This window comes from Rhodococcus sp. CH91, from assembly GCF_022554085.1.
In the GTDB taxonomy this organism is placed as follows: Bacteria; Actinomycetota; Actinomycetes; order Mycobacteriales; family Mycobacteriaceae; genus Rhodococcus.
Genome location: NZ_JAKFYR010000015.1, coordinates 1 through 19,603 on the forward strand (window position 1 = coordinate 1; position 19,603 = coordinate 19,603).

Annotated in this window: 22 protein-coding genes and 2 pseudogenes; 12 read left to right on the plus strand and 12 right to left on the minus strand. The window is 65.6% G+C overall.

Features of this window, described 5'->3' with window-relative positions:
* From MOM01_RS21140 to MOM01_RS23465, 3 genes and pseudogenes are all read right to left on the minus strand, one after another.
* Window positions 1-196 (minus strand): hypothetical protein (locus MOM01_RS21140; protein ID WP_241387412.1); only part of this gene is annotated, 196 nt, incomplete at its 3' end.
* Window positions 197-370: 174 nt separating this feature from the next.
* Window positions 371-883: a zinc-binding dehydrogenase gene (locus MOM01_RS21145; RefSeq protein ID WP_241387413.1), complete on the minus strand. Its 513-nt coding sequence runs from the start codon at window positions 881-883 to the stop codon at window positions 371-373.
* Between the two features lie 108 nt (window positions 884-991).
* Window positions 992-1,288: pseudogene (locus MOM01_RS23465) on the minus strand (alcohol dehydrogenase catalytic domain-containing protein); the annotation flags it as partial.
* A 358-nt stretch (window positions 1,289-1,646) separates the two neighbouring features.
* Here MOM01_RS23465 and MOM01_RS21150 point away from each other — a divergent pair.
* Window positions 1,647-2,369 carry an SDR family NAD(P)-dependent oxidoreductase gene (locus MOM01_RS21150; protein WP_241387414.1) on the plus strand — a complete coding sequence of 241 codons (723 nt, stop codon included), beginning with the start codon at window positions 1,647-1,649 and terminating at the stop codon, window positions 2,367-2,369.
* Window positions 2,370-2,613: 244 nt separating this feature from the next.
* Here MOM01_RS21150 and MOM01_RS21155 read toward each other — a convergent pair whose 3' ends face one another.
* From MOM01_RS21155 to MOM01_RS21180, 6 genes are all read right to left on the minus strand, one after another.
* Entirely contained in the window at window positions 2,614-3,228 is a 615-nt protein-coding gene (locus tag MOM01_RS21155; RefSeq protein ID WP_241387415.1) for a response regulator transcription factor, read from the minus strand.
* Entirely contained in the window at window positions 3,225-4,331 is a 1,107-nt protein-coding gene (locus MOM01_RS21160) for a sensor histidine kinase (protein WP_241387416.1), read from the minus strand. Before MOM01_RS21160 ends, MOM01_RS21155 begins: the two co-directional genes overlap by 4 nt.
* A 60-nt stretch (window positions 4,332-4,391) precedes the next feature.
* Window positions 4,392-5,171, minus strand: a complete 780-nt coding sequence (locus tag MOM01_RS21165; RefSeq protein WP_241387417.1) for an ABC transporter permease — start codon at window positions 5,169-5,171, stop codon at window positions 4,392-4,394.
* On the minus strand, window positions 5,168-6,106 hold the full coding sequence (locus MOM01_RS21170) for an ABC transporter ATP-binding protein (protein WP_241387418.1): 939 nt from the start codon (window positions 6,104-6,106) through the stop codon (window positions 5,168-5,170). Before MOM01_RS21170 ends, MOM01_RS21165 begins: the two co-directional genes overlap by 4 nt.
* The gene (locus tag MOM01_RS21175) at window positions 6,103-6,339 is read right to left on the minus strand and encodes a hypothetical protein (RefSeq protein WP_241387419.1); all 237 of its coding nucleotides are present in this window, start codon (window positions 6,337-6,339) and stop codon (window positions 6,103-6,105) included. Before MOM01_RS21175 ends, MOM01_RS21170 begins: the two co-directional genes overlap by 4 nt.
* A 502-nt stretch (window positions 6,340-6,841) precedes the next feature.
* A complete protein-coding gene (locus MOM01_RS21180) occupies window positions 6,842-7,354 on the minus strand; it encodes a hypothetical protein (RefSeq protein WP_241387420.1) in 513 nt (170 codons plus the stop codon).
* Window positions 7,355-7,517: 163 nt separating this feature from the next.
* On the opposite strand from MOM01_RS21180, the gene MOM01_RS21185 reads away from it, so the two are divergent.
* The 10 genes and pseudogenes from MOM01_RS21185 (at window position 7,518) to MOM01_RS21230 (ending at window position 15,244) form a co-directional block, all read left to right on the plus strand.
* Window positions 7,518-8,090, plus strand: a complete 573-nt coding sequence (locus MOM01_RS21185; protein WP_241387421.1) for a hypothetical protein — start codon at window positions 7,518-7,520, stop codon at window positions 8,088-8,090.
* Window positions 8,091-8,182: 92 nt separating this feature from the next.
* A complete protein-coding gene (locus tag MOM01_RS21190) occupies window positions 8,183-9,283 on the plus strand; it encodes a hypothetical protein (protein ID WP_241387422.1) in 1,101 nt (366 codons plus the stop codon).
* A gap of 658 nt (window positions 9,284-9,941) precedes the next feature.
* A pseudogene (locus tag MOM01_RS21195) lies at window positions 9,942-10,700 on the plus strand (DODA-type extradiol aromatic ring-opening family dioxygenase).
* Window positions 10,701-11,073: 373 nt separating this feature from the next.
* Entirely contained in the window at window positions 11,074-11,421 is a 348-nt protein-coding gene (locus MOM01_RS21200; protein WP_241387423.1) for a hypothetical protein, read from the plus strand.
* A 99-nt stretch (window positions 11,422-11,520) separates the two neighbouring features.
* Window positions 11,521-11,961 (plus strand): hypothetical protein, encoded by a 441-nt coding sequence (locus MOM01_RS21205; RefSeq protein WP_241387424.1) that lies wholly within the window; start codon window positions 11,521-11,523, stop codon window positions 11,959-11,961.
* Window positions 11,958-12,203 carry an XRE family transcriptional regulator gene (locus MOM01_RS21210; RefSeq protein ID WP_241387425.1) on the plus strand — a complete coding sequence of 82 codons (246 nt, stop codon included), beginning with the start codon at window positions 11,958-11,960 and terminating at the stop codon, window positions 12,201-12,203. The genes MOM01_RS21205 and MOM01_RS21210 overlap by 4 nt, the downstream gene beginning before the upstream one ends.
* Before the next feature lie 9 nt (window positions 12,204-12,212).
* On the plus strand, window positions 12,213-12,809 hold the full coding sequence (locus MOM01_RS21215) for a TetR/AcrR family transcriptional regulator (protein WP_241387426.1): 597 nt from the start codon (window positions 12,213-12,215) through the stop codon (window positions 12,807-12,809).
* Window positions 12,810-12,903: 94 nt separating this feature from the next.
* Entirely contained in the window at window positions 12,904-13,839 is a 936-nt protein-coding gene (locus MOM01_RS21220; RefSeq protein WP_241387427.1) for an ABC transporter ATP-binding protein, read from the plus strand.
* Window positions 13,840-13,871: 32 nt separating this feature from the next.
* Window positions 13,872-14,675: an ABC transporter permease gene (locus tag MOM01_RS21225; RefSeq protein WP_241387428.1), complete on the plus strand. Its 804-nt coding sequence runs from the start codon at window positions 13,872-13,874 to the stop codon at window positions 14,673-14,675.
* Window positions 14,672-15,244 carry a TetR/AcrR family transcriptional regulator gene (locus MOM01_RS21230; protein WP_241387429.1) on the plus strand — a complete coding sequence of 191 codons (573 nt, stop codon included), beginning with the start codon at window positions 14,672-14,674 and terminating at the stop codon, window positions 15,242-15,244. Before MOM01_RS21225 ends, MOM01_RS21230 begins: the two co-directional genes overlap by 4 nt.
* A 165-nt stretch (window positions 15,245-15,409) precedes the next feature.
* On the opposite strand, the gene MOM01_RS21235 is transcribed toward MOM01_RS21230, so the two are convergent.
* The 3 genes from MOM01_RS21235 to MOM01_RS21245 all read right to left on the minus strand — a co-directional run bounded on the left by MOM01_RS21235 (window position 15,410) and on the right by MOM01_RS21245 (window position 18,287).
* Window positions 15,410-16,090: a phosphatase PAP2 family protein gene (locus MOM01_RS21235; protein WP_241387430.1), complete on the minus strand. Its 681-nt coding sequence runs from the start codon at window positions 16,088-16,090 to the stop codon at window positions 15,410-15,412.
* 70 nt (window positions 16,091-16,160) lie between these two features.
* Window positions 16,161-17,660, minus strand: a complete 1,500-nt coding sequence (locus MOM01_RS21240; RefSeq protein ID WP_241387431.1) for a DHA2 family efflux MFS transporter permease subunit — start codon at window positions 17,658-17,660, stop codon at window positions 16,161-16,163.
* A 354-nt stretch (window positions 17,661-18,014) separates the two neighbouring features.
* On the minus strand, window positions 18,015-18,287 hold the full coding sequence (locus tag MOM01_RS21245) for a GlsB/YeaQ/YmgE family stress response membrane protein (protein ID WP_241387432.1): 273 nt from the start codon (window positions 18,285-18,287) through the stop codon (window positions 18,015-18,017).
* 252 nt (window positions 18,288-18,539) lie between these two features.
* On the opposite strand from MOM01_RS21245, the gene MOM01_RS21250 reads away from it, so the two are divergent.
* Entirely contained in the window at window positions 18,540-19,238 is a 699-nt protein-coding gene (locus tag MOM01_RS21250; protein WP_241387433.1) for an SIMPL domain-containing protein, read from the plus strand.
* Window positions 19,239-19,603: the final 365 nt, after the last annotated feature.

The following is a 19,603-nucleotide window of genomic DNA, read 5'->3' on the forward strand; positions in this document are numbered from 1 at the left end:
CAACGCCCTGCACGACACGTTCGCCGCGAAGGCCGCGCTCACCCAGGCCGTCGCCTTCCTTCGGGATGCACTCGGGGCATGACCCACCCGCGTTGCGCCGCTCGCACCATGGCGATGCGAGCGGCGCTCGCTCGCCACCAGCCGAGCGGGACGACGTCGGAACCCATCTCAGCCCGGCTTCATCGTCGAAGTTCATGTATCGCGGGCTTCACCGCTCACCGGCACTGCCGCCGATGCCAACTCCACGATCGCCTCGATATCCTCGGCATTGCCACCGTCGTGTGCACGAGCCGACATTCCGGTCAGCACCGCGGATTCGGCGCACACAGCTCGGGAACAACCGAGCCGGGAGCTGCAGACCGAGATCCCGTCAGAGGAAGCTGATCACTCGCACCACGTCGAACGTTCCGTCCTTCAGCTGTTCCACCGCCTCGAAGGCAGTCACCTCCGGGAGAGTACGCATCGTCAACTCACCCGCCACGACCTGGGCCGCGAGAACCTCGATGTCCTGCGCGAGACCTGGACGTCCGTCGTCGAGATAGAAGGTCCGGATGCTGCGCCCATGCCCACCACCTGCCCCTTGAAAGTCCTCGGCGTCGAAGACGGACGGTTGCGCCGACGCCCGGCCCACAGAAATGACGGTGCCGCCCGCATCGAGGCGGCGAAACGCTTCGACCAGAGTGGAGCCACCGACAACATCGAGCACACCGTCGAGCGGTACCGGCGCTTCGGCCGGCGACTCGAGGACATCGACGGCACCGAGGGACCGCAACTCCGACTCGTCCGCCCCGGCGCGCACCACCGCATAGACACGATGTCCGGCCAGAGCAGCAAGTTGCACCGCACACCTGCCCACACCGCCGTTGGCACCGGTGACCAGCACCGTGCCACCTCGAGGGAGGTTCAAGTCACGTAAGGCGCGCAACGCAGTACCGCCGTGAATGAACAGCGATGCGGCAACCCCGAACGAGATGCCGGCCGGGAGTTCTGCCACGTGCGTGGTCGGCGCCGAACGATATCGAGCCCACGCGCCGGCGGTGGCGAGGCTTACGACGCGGGCGCCGACGGCGGGTCCGGAACCATCGCCGGCAGACCGTTCGACCACCCCCGCGGCCACCCAACCCGGGACACTTCCCACTTCCAGGGTCTGTGTCGCGACGATGTCACCGGGGTTCACCGCCGCGGCACGGACCCGAATGAGGACATCCGAAGGACCGACAACAGGCATCGGGATCTCCGCAGCAACAACCCGTCCGGGTGCATCCGCAGCCGTCACGAGAGCAAGCATGCACAGATCATGACACGAAGCCGTGTCGACCCAGGAGCATGTCTCGGTCGCTGAACCGCCTCCGAAGATCCCGATGACGTACTGCCGGACGTTGCCGGTCGGGCATTCCCCACTTTCGTCGACGGCACTGCTGCCCAGCAGGTACTCGTTGCCCGATCACGTCCGCCGGAGTCCCACCGACGAGCCAGGGCTGAATGTGATCCACCCGTAGATCACGAACCAGGTCCACATGGCGACAGCCCATCCGACCCGGACCCGTCAGAACATCGTCCGAGCGTGCATCTCACGTTTCGAGTAGCAGAAACGACTGCCTGGTAACGGCGCGAGTACGCCGACCCTCGAGATGAAGGAGACGGAAATGCCCACAGCTTTGATCACCGGAGGAAGCCGCGGGTTGGGACGCGCGGTCGCCGAAGCGCTGGCCGCACGTGGCATGGATGTCGTTGTCGGCGCCCGCAACCACGGTGACGGCGTTCACGCCGCGAAGCAGATCGGCCACAAGGCCACCACGGTCCAGTTGGACGTCACCGATCCCGAATCGGTCCGCGCGGCCGCCGGCTGGATCGAGAAACACCACGGCGGGCTGGACGTACTGGTGAACAACGCCGGCGTACTGCCCGAGGCCACGAACGGGGCTGCTGAAATCGTAGACCTCGACGTGTTCCGACAGACCTACGCCACCAACGTGTTCGGGCCCGTCGCCGTCCTGCAGGCGTTTCTACCCCACTTGCGGAAGTCCCCACACGGCCGGATCGTGAATGTCTCCACCACCATGGGTTCTCTGACCGACCAGACCAACCCGGAGTCGCCGTACTACGGCATGATCGTGCCTGCCTACCAAAGCTCGAAGGCGGCGCTGAACAGCATCACGATCGCGCTCGGCAAGGCACTCGCCGACACCACGGTCAAAGTCACCTCGGTGTGTCCCGGGTTCGTGCAGACCGACCTCACTCCCATCAACCGGCAGCAGGCGCCGCTCACCCCGGCCGAAGCCGCCGCAGTGGTCGTCGCCGCGGCCACCCTCCCGGCCGACGCACCTTCGGGCACCTTCGTCGACAGCAACGGCACCGTCCCCTGGTGATCAGCGTGCGACGTGTCACTACCCGAGCCGAGGTCAGCTCGGGTAGTCACAGCCGACCTATGGCAGCATGTCCGTTCCCGGCCCTACCGGGTCTCCCGGATTCTGTGACCGTGCGTGGCGAGACCCGACGAAAAAGTGCCCGAACCATCTCCCTGAGCATCTTTCCCGGCGCTGACGAGCAGCGTCGTGCTGCGTCGGATCGGTCGTGCGCTTCCGGGCGTGCACTGGTCGCGGCCGGGAGGCGTCAGATCCACCCGTGCCGCCGGGCGATCACCGCAGCCTCGTGCCGGTTGGCCGCACCGAGCTTGCCGACGGCCGACGACAGGTAGTTGCGGGTGGTTCCCGCCGACAGGTGTGCACGGGAAGCGATCTGCTCGATCGAAGCTCCATCGGCCGCGTACTCGAGGACATCCGCTTCGCGCGGGGTAAGTGGTGAATCGCCGGCACCGATGGCTTCGGCCGCCAAGGAGGGGTCGACGTACCGCCCGCCGGAGTGAACGCTGCGAACGACCTCCGCGAGGGTGGTCGCCGAGGTCGTCTTGGGCAAGAAGCCGCGGACCCCTGCCGCCAGGGCTTTTTTCAAGTAACCCGGGCGACCGTGACTGGTCACGATGATCGCAGCGCAGCCGGGCACCGATCGTGCGATCTGTTGGGCCGTCTCGATGCCGTCGATACCGACCATCTGCAGGTCCAGCACGACGACATCGGGCCGAAGCTCCGACGCGGAGACAACGGCCGCTTCACCTGATTCCGCTTCCGCCACGACAACGATGTCATCCTCGAGGGAGAGCATCATCGCCAGGGCAGAGCGGATGAGATTCTCGTCGTCGGCGAGCAGTACCTTGATCGACTCGGTCACCGAGACTCCTTCGTCAGGTGCGGGAAGTGCGCGGTGAGTGTGAAATGCTCGTCACCGCGTGTCACCTCGAGCGTGCCACCCACAGCATCGACACGTTCACGCAGACCGGTCAAACCTGTACCGTTGCCGGCCTGTCGTTGCCCCGCGCCGTCGTTGACGATCGACACCGTCGCACCGGTGACCTCGATGACGGCGCTCCGAGCAGTGGAGTGACGCAAGATGTTCGTCACGCCTTCACGCACGACCCACGCCGCAGTTTCGGCCAGTTCGATCGGCAGAGCCTCCGCCGACCCCCGTGTTTCGGTGACGACACCCGCAGACTCGAGCAGAGACCGCGCTCCCGTCAGTTCCGATGCCAATGCAATGGATCGATAGCCACGTACCAACTCCCGCGCCTGCACCAGTGATTCCTGCGCCAGATCACGAACTTCGTCCATCTGCCGGGCCGCACGATCGTCACCCCGACGCGACAGTGACGCCGCCAGATCGCTCTTCACCGCAATTGCCGACAGTGCGCTCCCCACTACGTCGTGCAGATCGCGCGAAAAACGCAGGCGCTCTTCGGCTACCGACAGAGCGGCCGCGGTCCCCCGTGCCTCGTCGAGTTCGGTGACCATGCACAGCAACCACACCGACAACCGCACCGTAACGGTCATGAAGACCACCAGGCCTCCCACGAGAACCCCGGTGCCGCTCTCCCCGGCAAGTACACACCCCACCGTAACGGCAACAGCCGCCGGAACCAGCCACCGCCATGACGCCAACGCCGCAAAGGGCACCGGCACGATCATCGCCAACCAGAGATATGGACCTTCGTCGGCATCCGCGGCGGTTACCGCGATCATTGCCGCACAGAGGACGGCGATCACCATGACTCCCAGCGGCACCTTGATCGATCCCGCCCGGGTGCCGCCCAATTCGGGGATCCGCGCAACGGCGACAGCGGCCGCGACTGCACTGATCGCAACGAAGAACGCTCCAAGGTAGCGGTGCATCGCGGCTTCTGTGACACCGCCGAAGACACCGAAGAAGATCTCCAGGAGGTAGAAGGACTGTCGTGTGTAGAGGCGAATCTTGTCGACGCTGGACGCTGTCTGCCACATTCGGTTCGGATGCCAACGTCCGACGCTTTCCCCGATCATGCCTCCCATCTTCCCAGAGTCCTAGGCGCGCGGTTCCCAGCGGAAGTGCACGTTGGCGACCAGGACCGACCCGACGATCCACGCCACCAGGACCAGCAACGGTGTGCCCGCCGACCCGAATACATCCACGAAACCTCCTGCAGCACCACCATCCGCCAGCTCGGACGAGGTGCGCCCCACCCATCCCAGATTCACCAGGTCGAGCACAGCGGCCATCGGCGTGAAATCGAGTACACGACCAACACTGTCCGGCACCATATTTCTGATACTCGACATACCCGCGGTGGCAAGAATCAGGATCGGCATGCACGTGATCTGCGCAGCCTCGGCATTTCGGGTCACCGCGGAGGTGATGAGAGCCAATGCGGTAAACGCTGCAGCACCCCCGACGAAGGCCGCCAGCACCAGAACAGGATTGACCGGGGCACGGCCACCGAGAAACACCACCGCGACGCCGACGACCACTGCCAGCAGGCCGGTCAGCACCCACGACGGGACTGCAGGGCCGGCCAGGATCTCAACGTCGCTGCACTCACCGGTACGCAGGCGCTTGAGCACCAGTTCGTCACGCCGCGTCGCGTACACCGACAACAGGTTGTAGAACACGACGAACACGAGAAGGAAAAGAGCAAAGATCTCGAGGCCTGCCGAGACGGCAGTGTCGGACAGACCGTCCTCGCGCGACAGGATCAGGACACCGAGGGGGAAGACAAGTGGCAAGACGATTGCGTTGAAGAGCAACAGCCGGTTTCGTCCCAGAAGGGTGAACTCTGCGCGGGAGAGTGTAGCGATGCGGTTCATGCCGGCGCCCCTTCGGTAGCTACGTGAGGATCGAAATGGTCTGCTATGGAAAGAAATACGGTTTCAAGTGATGCGGCACGCGCGTCCAACCCCGACAGGACCACTCGGTTGCGCTGCGCCCACACCAGGAGATCTGTGAGCGTTTCCTGCACCGTGGTTGTGGTGATGAGCACGCTGTCGCCGTCTACGCGCATTTCGGCACCCGCCAAAGCCGGGGGCAGAGTATCCGGTCGAGTCAGCTTGATCTGCGCAGGATGATCCGCAACCACCTCGGCAACCGTCCCGCCGCGCACGACCGTTCCTCGGTGCATGATCGCCAACCGATCACACAACGACTCCGCCTCGTCCAGATAGTGCGTCGTCAACATGATGGTGACGCCCGAGGCTTTCAACTCCGCGATCAACTGCCAGGTATTACGCCGACTTTCGGGGTCGAGGCCCGTCGTGGGCTCGTCCAGGAACAGCACACGGGGTCGACCGATGATCGCGCATGCCAAGTCGAGTCGACGCGCTTCGCCGCCGGAGAGGAACTTCACGCGGGTGCCGCTGCGATGTCGCATGCCCACTCGTTCCAACACTTCGTCGACACCCAGGGGATCCGAGCATGTCCCCGCCCACATCGACAAGCTTTCGCGAGCCGTGAGATCTTGCGGAAGACCACCTTTCTGGAGCATGATGCCCAAACTCGGACGCAGCTGCCGACGTTCACGTACAGGGTCCATACCCAGAACTCGCACCGATCCTTCCGTCGCCCGCGAGAGCCCCTGGATCACTTCGAGGCTGGACGTCTTTCCGGCACCGTTCGTTCCGAGAAGGCCGAACAATTCCCCTTCCCGAACTTCCAGCTCCAGATCGCGGACAGCGTAGAACGCGTCCTTCCCGGAACCGTATCGCCGCGACATACTGTCGACCTCGATCACTGGTGCGTCCTTCATCGCTGTGCTCCCGATCGGTTCCAGCCACGCAAGCCGACCACGAAACGAACAGCCATGAAGACCGCAACGGCCGCAGAGGCGATCCACATGACCGGACCAGGTCCGACCAGCGCGAACATGATCGCCACAACAACAACGGTGAGCACGAGCACCACCAGCTCACGGCTCATCGTGGGCGCCGGGCCCAGTTCCATCACATCGGTAAGGAAGTTGCCTTCGTGCGGTTCTCTCATGCCTTCCAGCATCGACGGAGCAACCGATCGAAAACAGTGCGTGGTGTCATCGGATGAGGTGACACTCTCACGGACAGACGATGACAAATGTCATCGACCGGATCTCTGCTACCGGATTCGCGGGAACCGAGGCGCAGTGAGGATCCGGTAACCAGTTCACGCTCACGACCACGCACGCACCGACGTTCCCGAGTCCACGAGGGATCCGAGTGAGCAGCGGTGGTGGCTGCGGCAACGGAGGCGTGGAGTCGATCTCGAGGTCGCGCAGCTCCGGACACTCCCCTTCATCGGTCGTCCGGGCAATCCGGGAGAGTGAGCGCCTGCCCTGCGGCCGGCGACCGTTCAATGCACCCTTCGCGTTGCACGCGTGACGTGTTCCGTGCAAGGGAAGATTCGGCCGGCGGTCAGCGCTCGGAGACTCTCTACCCATCGTGTCATCACCTTCGAGCCAGGCGACTTGCGCGTCGGAAAGTGGGCGCGCGGGCCATTCGCTCGGCAGACTTCAGAAGCGTTGAACGAATCGATACCAGTCGCCGTTGTAGTGCTCGTACCCGATATCACCGTCGCGACGAGGCTTGCCCAGACGCGGTGCGCCATCGGGCAGGTAGGCAAGTCCTATCGAGTCGATCAGGCCACCCTCGATATAGAACAGACACCCGCCGTCGACGGGTTGGACCCGCCACACGCGGTACACCCCGATCCAGTGATCGTTCCACGACTGCACGCACTGCGCCGACGCTGCGACCAGGGACGGCTTCGAGACCGCAAAGGCCACCGTCGACGGAACCGACAACATCACCAGCGCCGCGGTGACAAGCACCACGGCCGGCGCAATCGTCGTGATACACAGAGAACGGAAGCCGAACCAGCCGATCAGCCCGAGCACCGACCACACCACGCCGAGACCGAGAAGGAGCGCGGAGGCAAGAGCGAACCACGGAAAAACGACTACCGGTGGGACGAACGTCCACACGATCACGCAGCACACAATCCCGACAAGGACCACGGTCACCACCGAGAGTACGGTCCACCAACGAGCCGCACGCATTACGCAAGTCATGACCCACCCTCGCACGACCCACCACAGTGGACCCCACAGCGGCCGCGCCGGGCGAGCAGCCACCCCGAGAGGTTTACGAAAGAGCCAGGACTACTTCGGTAATCGGTACGATCCAGCCATGAGGATCCGAGCGGCGACCGGATCGCTGGTCTTCGCCGCTGCCCTGGCCGGCTGCGCGAGCGCGAACACCGGCGCGGGCACCGGCCAGCTGGACCCGACCACGAGCCGACCGCCGCCCAGTGAGCAGTCACAGCTCTACTCCGCTGCCCTGCACTACCTCGTCCTCGTCGACCACCCCTACGCGACGGCGCCGACACGAATGGGGTCCGTCCACTTCGTGGATGGGCCCGCATCACGCAGCGCACAATTGGTCATCGCCCCCGACGGGCCACCCTTCGATACCGGACTGAAAAGCGAGATCACAGCCCAGTCCGCCGACCTGCCTCCTCTCGAGTTCGTCTCCGGATCCGAGCTGCACGCAGACCCCACACCACAGGGCTTCGCCGGGGTCGCAGGCGACGGCGTCATCATCAGCATGTCCCCCGGCTTGCGGCAGGACGACGGAACAATCCACGTCGGTGCCGGATTGTGGTGCGGTATCGACTGCGGACTCGGTCTGACCTACGTCCTCGAGCAGATCGACGGACAGTGGACCGTGACCGGCACGACCGGACCGGTCTTCATTTCCTGACGAAGTCACTGACACAGATATGCCACGATCGGTGTGAGCCGCAGCACCGCCGCCCCGCCACAGGTAGCGGCAGCGATGCTCTACTGGACGCCATGACGATACGGGACGCCCCGGCACATCTCACCGAGGCACTGCTGGCGGGCCCGCGCGGGCGTCGACTTCTCCTCGAATACGCGCAGCTCGCCGACGCCCCTGCGCGCGAGGAATTCTCGCAGGAATCCTTCTCCGCCGGCGTGTTCTACGCCGCCTACCAACTCGGCGTTGCGAACGGGACCGCCGGCGTCCTGTTCGGGCCCGGCGCTGATCAGCCTCTGCCGAACATCCCACCCGACGAGGTGGCGCGACGGCTGTCGGCGGTACCGCTGCCCGAGGTGACCGAGCAGCATCTGCGCACGGTGCTCGCCGCGGCCACAGACTCTGCCCGGTACTGGCAGGAACCCGAAGGCGACGACCTTCTCGCGGCGACAGAGCCGATCCGCCGACAACTGCAACACGTCGCCGAGCACCTCACCGCATCGGAACACGCCCGGTGGTGGGCCACCGGCGTCGTCCGACACGACCAGTGGTCTGTTGGATGGGCCGAACCACATCTGGGCACTCCCCCTGTCGGGCATACGCTCGTCACCTGGCGCGACAGGGTCGTCGCCGAGGAGCAGCGCGCGGCGCGTGAACGCCCCACCGACCCGACGGCGAGCTGGTCCGGGCTGTGGTGGTCGGCGCCACTCGGAGTTCCATGCTCCACCCGCGCCCTCGTCGACGGTTCACCCGCATGCCTGTGGTTCGTCGAGGACTCCCAGGGTGAGAACCACGCCTGGGCACGGCGGCATATCGTGCCCGATACCGTCGAGATGTGCGAGATCGATGGTGTCGACGACTGGGCGGAGTTGTGCCGACGGTTCCCGCTCGAGGTCACCGCGCAGAAACGCCACGATTGGTACCGCACCACCGGCCGCGACGGAAGGTGGGTGCTGCCCGACTGGCAGGACGTCGCCGAGCACTATGCGGGAGTGCACCTGACCGTCGCCGGTTATCTCGCCGCTGCGGGCACCGCCATCGCTGTCGACGACGACACCGCGTCGGTGATCGCAGGATGGGCACCCGACGAAACGTTCTGGCTCACCGACTGCACCTATGCCGACGGTGACGTCGTCGAATGGGCCTATCACGACAACGAGAGATGGGTCAGGGGCTGACCACGTGCCTCGAAGTGGTGCCGCAGCCGCAGCACAGCGAAGAGTCCGCTCCACAGGATCCGTCAGAGCCTGCCGGATACTGCAGGCGACGTGGGCTACAGATATCGGCTCGCACTCGAGACGTTCGCGCTCAGTGATCTTCCAGAGCCAACAACACCGAAGCGTGCAGCTTCCCGTTGATGACCACCACAGAATGGGAGACCGACACAACGGTCAGGTGGTCTCGACGATCGGCGAACTTTGCCACACCAACCCCCCGGCGCCACGAACGAGCGCGCCGGCCAGTGCTCCCAGTACGCCACCGCCGACGACCGACAGGGCCATGTACCCGAACGGCGAGGGCGAAGCGATACGAGCGGACGCGAATTCGAGCACCCAGCACAGTAAGGGCCGCCGCCCGCGACCGCGCGTTCACGATTCGGCCGTAACCACGCCGCCGCTCCTCCGCCGGCGTGGTCGAACGGGGCCGGTCGTGGTGGACGAAACCGGGGCCGGAACCTCGCCGATGTACTCGCCGACCCGCCTCGGCGGTCCGACATGAGATCGCGATGCTAATTTTGCTTCACCGTTGACATGGCCGGAGGCCCGCATGCACGCCACACCCCCGCTCGAACTCCCGACATACTTCCTCAGCCACGGCGCAGGGCCGTGGCCGTGGATGGGCGACAACGTCTTCGGCCTCGACCACTCCCGCCTGCGCACCTCCATCGAACAAATCCCCCAGGAAGTGGGAACCGCCCCCACCACGGTGCTGGTGATCTCCGGCGAATGGGAAGCCGACGAATTCACCGTGCAAACCAACCCCCACCCCCCGATGCTCTACGACTACGGCGGATTCCCCGAATTCACCTACCGTATCCGATATCCGGCAGCCGGCTCTCCTGCCGTGGCAGCACGCATCACGACCCTGCTCGGCGAAGCAGGTATCCGCGTCGACGCCGACCCTCACCGTGGATACAGCCACGGAACCTTCTCCCCCATGCACATCGCGTGGCCCGACGCGGACCTCCCCGTTCTGGAACTGTCGATCAAAGCGTCGTACGACGTCGACGAGCATCTCGCCGTCGGCTGAGCCCTCGCACCCCTACGCCGCGAGGGCGTACTCATCATCGGTAGCGGCTCGAGCTACCACAACCTCCGACCGACCGATCCGCATCTCGCAGCACGAGCCTCCCGGCAATGGGACGACTGGCTCACCGCCGCCGTGACCGGAGCACCCGAACAACGCAGCGGTCTCCTGCAGCAATGGCACCGAGCACCCGGTGCCCGTGTGGCTCATCCCCGCGAAGACCACCTGCTGCCGTTGATGGTGGTCGCCGGCGCCGCAGGGACGGAACCGGGCCACCGCACCTATCACGAAGATTCGTTCGGTGGGGTCGCTGTCTCGGGCTACCGCTTCGGCAACCCGGCCACCTGACTGCGCATCCGGACACACACGACGATTGCGGTCGTGATCAGAGAGCGCCGCGGAACGATCCGGACGGCCGACGAGCACGGTTCGGCCATCGCGAGCGTCACGCCGATCACTGCGGAGCCGACTCGAACGGCACTGCGCGGCGGCCGATCTCGTGACGGCGCCTCGAGCACGATCGGCCGAGAGTCGCAGACACCGGCTGGCGTGTGAGTTTTACGACATTGCGTCATAAAAATCGGTGTGCGCCGGTGCCCTCTGTGAACGATGTAACGGCAGGTCATGATCGTTTCACCGATGGTCGACGGCAGGATCGCGGGAACAAGGTGCGTCTTTCCGCGGGTTGGTCGGCCACCGGAGGGTCTGGTCCAATCGCGCCATGAACTTCGTTCTGGACCTCGTCCTCATCGTTCATTTCCTCGGTTTGGCCGCGATTCTCGGCGCGTGGCTGGCTCAGCGCAGCTCTCCCGGAGTCACCAAGGGTTTCCTGCACGGGGCGATCGTGCAGGTCGTCACGGGGCTTCTCCTCGTCGGGCTGCGCGAGATGCAGGATCTCGACGTCGACCACGCCAAGATCGGCATCAAACTGCTCCTCGCAGTAGCGATTCTGGCCGTCTCCGTCGTCGGCATCCGCAGGGAGAAGGTCACCGCCGGGAGCACTGCTGTCCTGGCGAACGTCGCCGCCGCCCTGGCAGTCGTCAACATCGCCATCGCGGTACTGGTCTGATCCCACCGACCGCGAATTCCACCCGGTAACCGGGACCGATCCGATACCCGGGTGTCGTCTTCACTCCTCTGCCCTCGTCGTGCCGAAGGACCCCCCTCCATGAACTACACATCGTCTCCTCGCCGAGACCGCCCGTCACAGCCGCACGCACGCGTGTATCAGGCCACCCGGACAGCAGCTACCGCAATCACCGCCGCCGTGGCGGTCGCGGCGGTCGTCCAGGGATTCCTCGCGACACGGCACACCGTTGCCTCCTCGACACTGCTCACTGCCGACTACGGCACACAACTTGCAGCACTGCTGGCCGTGTTGCTCGTCGCATCGGCGCGTGCCGACGACAGCACGCTCGGCCTGTCCCTCTCGGTGTTCGCAGCTTCGATGTTCCTGCCGGTGATGCACGAACACGCCGCGTCGATGCCGCTCGCGGGCGTTGCCTATCTGCTCAACTGCGCGCTCGTGACGGTGCTGGCCGCGGCGGGGGTGCGCCGGATGCGCCCGAGTCGTCGGCACGGCGGTCGTCGGGCACCGACATGGGCATGACGGTGTGCCCATCCGGGATCGGCGTGGTGGACGAACTACGGGCACGTGTCGATCGCACGATTGCCGGGGAACTGGAACGCCTGGGGCACCGCACCGCCCTTCCCGTCACCGGCGAACTGGCGGTGGCCGAGACCTTGGCGCATCTGGCCCACCGACTGGTGCTCGATCCCGTGATCGCATGGCAAGGTGATCCTCGGGTGATCGCCGAGTTGTTCGGATTGCCCACCCACACAGACAGTTGAGGACTCTCCATGCCCAAACTCACCGGCGGCAGCACTGTCGCCGCCCACAAGGCGGCGGTGCGTGACGCGATTCTCGACGCATTCGCCGCAGAGTTCCACGCCACCGGATGGCCGGATCTCACTCTGCAGACGATCGCGAAGCAGGCCGGCGTCTCGCGCACCGCGGTCTACAACTATTTTCCCGACAAGACGGCCTTACTGCTCGGATGGTCCGAGCGAGAGATGACCCGCTTTCTGACTCTCGCACACCGGGAACTGGACGACCGCACCGATCCGGTCGACAGAGTCCAGGTACTCGTCAAACTCGTGCTCATCGAGTTCTCGCTCCAGCAGGGAGTGGTCACCTCGATCGCCACATTGCTGTCCCCTCAGGACCGACAGCAGTTCTTCGCCCACGTCGAACCCCTCGGCGAGCTGGTCGAAGAACTCGTCCGCTCGGGGATCGAAGTCGGCGTGTTCGCCGCCGCCGACCCCGGCGACACCACCCGGATGCTGATGGCATGTCTCGAAGCCCAGCGGCCGTCGTTGCTGGCCGGGGAGCGAGTGGACGCCGCGGTCGCTCGCACTCTGCCGTTCGTTCTCCGTGCTCTCGGCACCCATCCATGAGGAGAGCCCACGACCCGCCGGTTCCACCCTATCTGTGAGCGATCGAACCGAGGGTGCCGAGAGTTACCTACCTACCGGAAGGTAGGCTGGGCGAATGCCCACTCCACTTGCGATCGAAACGATCGATCTCACCAAGACCTACGGTGACCGAGCAGCCCTCGACCGCCTGTCGGTCGGTGTCGCACGAGGGAGCCGCACGATCGTGCTCGGCCCCAACGGCGCCGGGAAGTCGACGTTGCTGGAGCTCGTCGCGACCATCCGGACCCCGACCTCGGGACGCGTCCGCATCGAAGGCCACGACACCCTCGAGGACGTACGGGAAGCACGACGAACGATCGGCCTGACCCCCCAGTCGAATGCGCTCGATCCCTGCGCCACCCCCACAGAGATCCTCGACTTCCAAGCGCTTGCGCTGGGCATGGGTCGGCGGACTGCACGTCTGCGTACGCGTGAGCTGATCGCACTGTTCGGACTCGGCGATCACAGCAAGAAGCGCATCACCCATCTCTCCGGCGGCACCCGGCGAAAAGTCGACCTGGCGATCGCCCTGGTCGGCGAACCGTCCGTGATCATCCTCGACGAACCGACGACCGGACTCGATCCCCTCGCGCGCCTCGACTTCTGGAACGAGCTCACGCGACTGAACAGCAACGATCCGAACCGGACTCTTCTGATCTCGACACAGGACCTCCACGAAGCAGAAGTGCTGGCCACGGACATCGTCGTCCTCGGGGACGGAGAACTCGTCGCCCAGGGCACGCCCGACGCACTCAAACAGCGGATCGGTGACCGAACGCTCACCCTTGCGCTGACGGATCCTGCTGCGGCACACCAACTCGTCACGCGTTCACGGGCCGGGTTCCGGACGGAGTCCCGGTCGGGGACGCTCGTGCGACTCGCTCTCCCGCAGGATTCGGATGTACTCGAGACCGCTCTGCACGACATCGGCGCAATGGCAGGAGCGATCGAGGAGATACGACTCTCCGAACCCTCTCTCGACGACGTGTTCGTCGCTCTGGCATCTCACTGATACGCCGACACTCCCGTTCGAAGGACACCACCATGCTCTTCTCCCCCGCCCCTCCTCCCGACCTCACCCGTTCTCGACTCCCCATCACCGTCACCGGCGCAGCAAGCCTGAGGTCCCTGCGGAACCTCTTGCGCTCGCCTGCTCTGCTGATCAGTCCACTCGCCCAGTCCCTGTTCTTCCTGCTCGTCTACACCGGCCAGCTGAGCACCGTCGGCCGGGACTATCTGTCCGGCGGAAGCTTCATCTCCTTCCTGCTTCCGCTCGTTCTCGTCACGGCAGTAGCGACCGGCGCGGGCGCCGCAGGCACCCTCGTACATCAGGACGTGTCGAGTGGCTATCTCGACCGGCTCCGGATGGCACATGGAACGTCGATGCCGTTCCTCATCGGATCACTCGTCGCCACCCTCGTCGCGGTCGCCTTCCAGCAGATCGTGACCGTCGCCGGGGCAATGGCCGTCGGTTACCGTCCCGGGTCGTGGCCGGGGGTCGTCGCGATGCTCGGTGCCATGCTCGCGCTCGGCTGCTCCGTTGCGCTGTTCACCGTCGCTCTCGCCGTACGCGGCGCATCGATATCGAGCATCAACCTGGTGTCCCTGATCGTGTTCGGTCTGTCGTTCTTCACGGGTTTCTTCGCTCCCGTGGAGCAACTCTCCGGCTGGATGCGTACGGTCGCCACCGTCAACCCGATCACCTGTCTCGTCGAGACCGCACGCGACCTCGAGAGCGGTGCCGCGCTCGAGGCTGCACCGATCGCCACCCTCGTACTCGTTACGCTTCTCGTGGCGGGCGCAGGCGCCTGCGCCTCGTCACTGAACCATGCCCGGAGGACCCGATGACCGACGGAACCGACACGCGTACGCAGATCATGACAGCGTTCGCCGATCAACTCGCTGCCACCGGTTACGCCGGGATCTCCCTCGTCGGTGTGGCCGGCAACGTCGGCATCCGGAAACCGTCGATCTACCATCACTTCCCCGGCGGAAAGGAAGATCTCTACCGCGCGGTGGCACAGGAGTACATCGACGGCCTCCATCTGCGCATCGAGAAAGCCCTCGAGGTTCAGGGTTCACTCGAGGATCGGCTCATCGCACTCGCGGTCGCCTGTTCGGAGCACCACCGATCCACCATCTCGTTCGAGCAGCGGATCTACGACGCGCTCGACCAGGTGAGCGAGACGGTCCGTGACGAGATCTCAGGACTCTACGTACACGAGATCCTCGATCCGGTCGTCTCGATGTTCGCCGACGCCGTGGACAGCGGCGAACTCACCGGTGACCCGCACTTCCTGATGAACGCCTTCCTTCATCTGGCTCGGGCAACCGACATTGCGGACGACTCCGCCGGTGCGCACCGAATCGCACGGTTGTTCCTCGACGGCGCGCGGCCCCGCATCGACCGCGGCTGAGACGGCCCTCTGCAACGACGTCCTGTCGAGGGCGGCACCTTCCTGTAGGGATCAGCCGGTCGAGGTCCGAGTGGTCGGTTCGGCGATCAGGCCTCGACACGGCCCCGGATCTCGTCACGGATCCCCTCACCAGCTCACCGCAGTGAGCAACCGGGACGAACGTAGCTACCCTGCGCGATCCTCGGAGCGGGGTGCATTCGACAGCAGCGGAAGCCGCGACACGTACGGCAGAAGCGCCGCGACCACCAGAGACACCACCAGCACCCCGAGCGCCATACCCGACAGCACGTCGTGCACGTAGTGCACACCGGCCGCCACCCGAGAGAAGGCGAGCACCGCCGCGAGCGGAGCCACCAGCCAGATCAGGCGCGGGGCCGCGAGGATGCACGCCGTGGCGAAGGAGGCGGCGATGACGGAGTGGTTCGAGGGCCACGACCAGTCACCCACCTCAGGGCATTCGAGGACCGTTTCGATGCCGAGCGCACGGCACGGCCGCGGTTCGGTCACCACCAGCTTGATCAGCTCGCTGGACAGATAGGCCGAGACCACCCCGAGTCCGCCCACGGCCAGGGTCCCGAATCCGCGTCGGTCGCTGCGCCACAACCACACTGCCAGGGCGGCGGTGAAACCGACGAGGACGAGCAGCCCCTTGTCGGCGACGAGACCGGCCACCGGCCCGAGGAAGGACGCCTCCACGGTCTGGGCGACCGACAGGTACAGGCGGTCGCGGAGCGGCACCGTAGCCGCAGCCGCCAGCGTCAGAACGAGTGCGATGCCCACGGCAGGGAGAAGCATCGAGCGGACCAACCGCGGGGATACACGAGGTGAACTCTCGGTGACGACCATGACCGAACACGCTAGCGTGGACCGGCCCACGCGGCGCAGACCGGCAGGTGAAACGTCGCGCCGGTCGCGATCAACTCGTCCGGTCGGCAACCCGGGCCTGTTCGACCTCCGCGCCGGCGTGCGGGGTCCGCTGCGGCGAACCGTGACCGATGAACAATGCGGAGGCGACGACACCGACGACCAGAATCGACGCGGGCAGGAGCATCGATTGACTCAGCGCCGTGCTGAACCTGTCGGCGATCTGCTCCGGGAGACCGGCGTCCATCGGGTGTGCTCCGCCACCTTCCCCGACGCGCATCTCCCCCAGTCCCTGCGCGGCCGTGCGGGACGAGATCAGCGCGCCGATGGCAGCGCTGCCGAGTACCGACCCGAGCTGCCGCGTGGTGTTGTAGACACCCGCGCCGGCCCCCGCTCGCTGTACCGGCAAGTCGTGCGTGGCAATGGACGCCAACGGTGCCCATATGCACGAGTTGGATATGCCGGTGACCGCGGCGATGATCATGAACCACACGATGGGAGCGTGCGAGTTCATCAGCGCCGCGAAGCCGAAGACCGACACCGAGAAGATCGCGAATCCGGCGGTGGGCAGGACGCGGGGCGGCATCCGGTCGGACATCCTGCCGACCAGCGGTGACATCAGGCCGGTGACGACGGCCAGCGGTGCGAACACCAGAGCGGCTCGCGTCGGTGAGAATCCCCGGACCGTCTCGAGGTAGAAGTAGATCGGAACCATCAGTGCGGTCACCGCGGCACCCATCGCCGAGATCGCGATACTCGACAGCGAGAAGTTGCGGTCGCGGAACAGACTCAGCGGCAACAGCGGTTCATCCTTGTTCCGGGCCTGATCGACCACGAACAGTGCCAGTAGTGCGATACCTGCACCGATCATCGCCTGGATCCAGATGTCCCAGTCCCGGACTGCCCCCTCCTGGATTCCGAAGACCACCAGGAAGATGCCGATGCCGCTGAGGACCACCCCGACGATGTCGAACTTGTGCGGCTGGGTTTCGAGGCTCGGCACCAACCACACAGCCAGGGCGAACGCCGCGACACCGACCGGGACGTTGATGTAGAAGATCCAGTTCCACCCCTGCCAATCCACCAGCACCCCGCCTACGAGAGGCCCGAGCAACGACGCCAGGCCCGCGACCCCGCCCCACAGGCCCATGGCCGCGCCGCGTCTGTCCGGCGCGAACGTGCGGGTGATGATCGCCATGGTCTGCGGTGTCATCAGAGCTGCGCCGAGCCCCTGGACCGCGCGGGCGACGATCAGCATCTCGATCGTGCTCGAGAGCGCGCACCACAGGGAGGCACCGGTGAAGACGGCGAGGCCCGCCAGGTAGACCTTCTTCGGTCCGAAGCGGTCACCGAGACGACCGGTGAACAACAAGGGGACTGCATAGGTGAGCAGGTAGGCACTGGTCACCCAGACGACCTTGTTGATGTCGGCCTGAAGGTCCGTCGCGATCGCCGGGTTCGCCACGGCGACGATCGTCAGGTCCAGCAGAATCATGAAGAACCCGACCACCAGTGCGGACAGACCCCACCACGGGTTGCGTTCGCTCGTCATCGATGGTCCCCTCCACTCCGGCCGGGGGCCGTGAGCACCGGACAAGCAAAGATGTCTCGTGTGCGGTCAGCGGCCTGTCGGCGAGCAGCCGGTACGCGCTGGTGCCCTCGGTGGGGAGATGGCGAGATCTGCTCGGAAACCGATCTCGTCTCCTTCGATCACTCGGGGCCTGCGGGCACCTCGATCGGTCCGAACCGAAGAGTCGACGCCGAATATACGACGCGGTGGATACCGGGACAAGGCCCGTTCGCGGCCCGCGGGCCGGGCGTGATGCGCCCCGGATGCGCGGGTCGGATACGAAAAGACGAGGTCCCGGACCCTGTACGGATCCGGGACCTCGGTGGTGGGTTACGGTCAGCGGCGCACGCCACGGCCGGTGACGGCCTTGACGAGGAAAAGCAGGATGACCGCGCCGAGAAGGCAGGTCAGGAAGCTGAAGATCAGTCCGCCGCCTTCGACATCGACTCCGAAGACCTGAAGCAGGAAGCCACCGATCAAGCCGCCGATGACGCCGACCACGATGTTGAGGAGAATGCCCTGCTGGGCATCGGTGCCCATGATCTTGCTGCCGATCCAGCCGGCGAGACCACCGATGATGATCCAGCCGAGGATTCCGAGTCCGAGCATGTGCGCGTTCCTTTCGTGAACACTGGCGAGTTCGACCCAACGCAGATACCCCGTTGTCTCACCAGTCACACCTTTAACTTCTGACGGGTTCGAGGGGACACACTTCTGACACGTCAAGGGTGACACGATTCGGTGCCCGAAAGGTCGGATTCGACAGTTTCGACCGTAATCCCTACCGGCGGGTCCGCCCGAGGGCGATGCACTCTGCCCAACCTCGCCGAACGACCGGCTCACGCTGGCACACTCGGGACCATGAGCCCGCACCCAGTCACGATCACCGTCACCGGCCACGCCGAAAGCGCGGTCGTGCCCAACCGGTGCACAGTCGTCCTGCGAGTGCATGCGGACGGCACCTCGCGCAAACGAGCGGCCGAACCGGTGACCGACGCTGTGGCCCGAATCACCGATCTCGTGACCGAACTGGGAGAGCGCTCCCCCAGCCCGGTGAAGCGGTGGGCATTCGATCGGATACGGCACAGTCGCCGTCGCCCGTACAGCCGCGAGGGCAAGACCCGACCGTGGGTGTACAACTCGTCCGCATCGATCACAGTGACGTTCGGCGAATTCGGTGAGATCGGCGCGTTCGTCGATCAGGTCTCGGCACTCGAGGTCGTCACCGTCGCAGACCTGCGCTGGTGGATCACCCGCAAAGCGCAGCAGAAACACATCGCCCGGGTCCGCGAGCTCGCCGTCCGCGACGCGCTCGGCAAAGCGACGGCGTACACGAAGTCCCTCGACAGCAACACCATTCGTGCCGTGGCCATCGCCGATCCGGGCATGCTCGGCTCCCATCCCGCACCCGTCCACGCCGCGGGCGCTACAACGATGCGCACCGCGATGTTGCGGTCGGACGCGCCGAGCGCATCAGAGGACACCGGCCCCGCGTTCGTCCTCGAACCCGAGCGCATCACGCTCACCGCCGACATCGAGGCGCGTTTCGAAGCCTCGTGACCCACTCGCGGGAGGGTTGCGCACAGGTGATGGGAACGCGCCGACACCCGTGGACGTGGGCCTCGCCGTCGCTGACCAATACACACATGCCGGTTCGTCCACCCCGATAAGCTGGAACGACAGGCGAAGACCGGACCGATACGGGTCTGGAGCGCCGGTGAGCCCGCTGTTCGCAGCACGTCGATCTCGGGAGGAAGCATGACCGAATCCCAGCAGGATCCGAACCAGGAAGAAGGCCAGGAAGGCCCGGCGGACGGCGGCGCAGCCGGTGTCCCGGGTGTACACGACGGGGGTGCCGACGGCGGAGCGGACGGAGGTGCCGACGGGGGTGCCGACGGCGGAGCGGACGGAGGTGCCGACGGGGG